General features: G+C 37.5%; 2 pseudogenes. Both read right to left on the bottom strand.

The features are described from left to right. Positions 1 to 745: pseudogene (locus IC220_RS07425) on the bottom strand (hypothetical protein); the annotation flags it as partial. An 18-nt stretch (positions 746 to 763) separates the two neighbouring features. After that, positions 764 to 1,647: pseudogene (locus IC220_RS07420) on the bottom strand (DUF4815 domain-containing protein); the annotation flags it as partial.

The following is a 1,647-nucleotide window of genomic DNA, read 5'->3' as shown; positions in this document are numbered from 1 at the left end:
CATCCTGTTCAGTTAAAATAAACTCAGCATTAGTATCAAATGAGACTTTTTCAACGTTTGCCAGAGCAATTAAATCTGAAGTGTTATTTGCGGTAATCTTGCCAAGGTTAATTGTGGTGGAATTTTCAGTAAATTTTGCAGCTAACAGTCGAAAAGTTAAATCTAAATTTTGATGTGGAGTCCAAGTGCTGGCATTGCTCGATGAAAGTAACACTCCCACCTGATACGGTTGACTCGTTACCCAACGGCTGTTTACTGCATCATATTTCCCTAACTCTGCAATTTTAACTGCAGTATTTGGATCATCTGTAAGTAAAACGATGGCATACTCTCTCTCTGCTTCACACCAAACTGGTGACCAAGTGACACGTGTTGCTGTACCGTTAACATTTATATCTTTTGACTCAATAGTTCTTTCAGCAATGACAGTCTGCGAGGGCATTCCCACTGCTGTTTCCCGGATTTGTACAACAACACGTTTTGTCCCTTTATTTGTAAAACATAAATCCACACCTCCTATATGCCTGCTTTCATCTAGCATAAATGTCTGGGCTAAAGGATCAACTCGTTTGCTGGAAAAAACTCTTCTTCTCTCTTCTATGGTAATAGTTTTTTTACCAGTATACGTTGCTTCACCATAGCTTCCTTGATTACCAAAAAATTGCACTAATTTTATACCTGCAGGTGTGTTCTTTGGTACGGTAAATTTCCCGGTTATTTTTCCTTTGTTATCAGCAGCAATCATAATTTTATGAAAAAATTTTTAAGCTATGGTTATTCCATCAAATTTTAATTCCTTAAGCTTTTCGTTAGCTGCAAAACCTTCAATTTCAAATTCTTGAGTTACTTCTCGCATAAATTCGGCTTCATATGTCTTGCTTGACAGAAGCTCTGTTGTTTCTCTAGTATTAAATTGTCCTGTCACTGGGCTCTTCCAATTGGTTTTTACTTCCGTCCAATTATCTACGTTTTTATTAATCGTTACTTTTGCCGGTACTGGATCAAAAGCTTGATATGGATTAATTTTCATTTCTTTAGTCTGCAAAAGCTGCTGCAGTACTGGCTCAAGTTCATATGGTAAAAGATACGGTTTTTTCCCCTTTTCAACATCCACAACTTCTACATCTATTGGTAATACTAATTCCTTATCTACTATTGCTGCAGTTTGTTTTATTCCTTGATCGCGCATATCATCATCAAAAAACGGGTCAACGAACATGCCTTTTTTACTCGTGGAATCTCTTGAGTTTGCATCATTTTTTAGACTTTCCTGTGCAACTAAAGCATAAAGATCATTTATTCCCTTTTTCATCTTTTCCAAATCATTCATTGGTACAGCGTGAATAGCACTATTTATCACTTCAGGTTTTTCATCTTTTTTCCACTGTTGATAAACGTAGCTGAGAGCTAATTGACCAGAAGGTGCTTTTGGCATTGATGGCCTCCATGGGTGTGCAATACCTTTTATTCTTCTCACCGTTCCTTTGCTATCGATGGTAATTAAATCATAGCGAGGCATTTTCCAGAATTAACACCATGGTGCCATCAACTGCTCCAGTTATTTTACCTCCCTCTTCATTTAAATCTTCTGGAGTAGTGTGAGTTCTAGCTCTGTAGGTGATTTCATAACTGCTGCCAGGAGCTGGT

This window comes from Wolbachia endosymbiont of Pentalonia nigronervosa (assembly GCF_014534705.1).
GTDB lineage: Bacteria > Pseudomonadota > Alphaproteobacteria > Rickettsiales > Anaplasmataceae > Wolbachia.
This window is presented reverse-complemented; position numbering and strand designations above follow the sequence as displayed.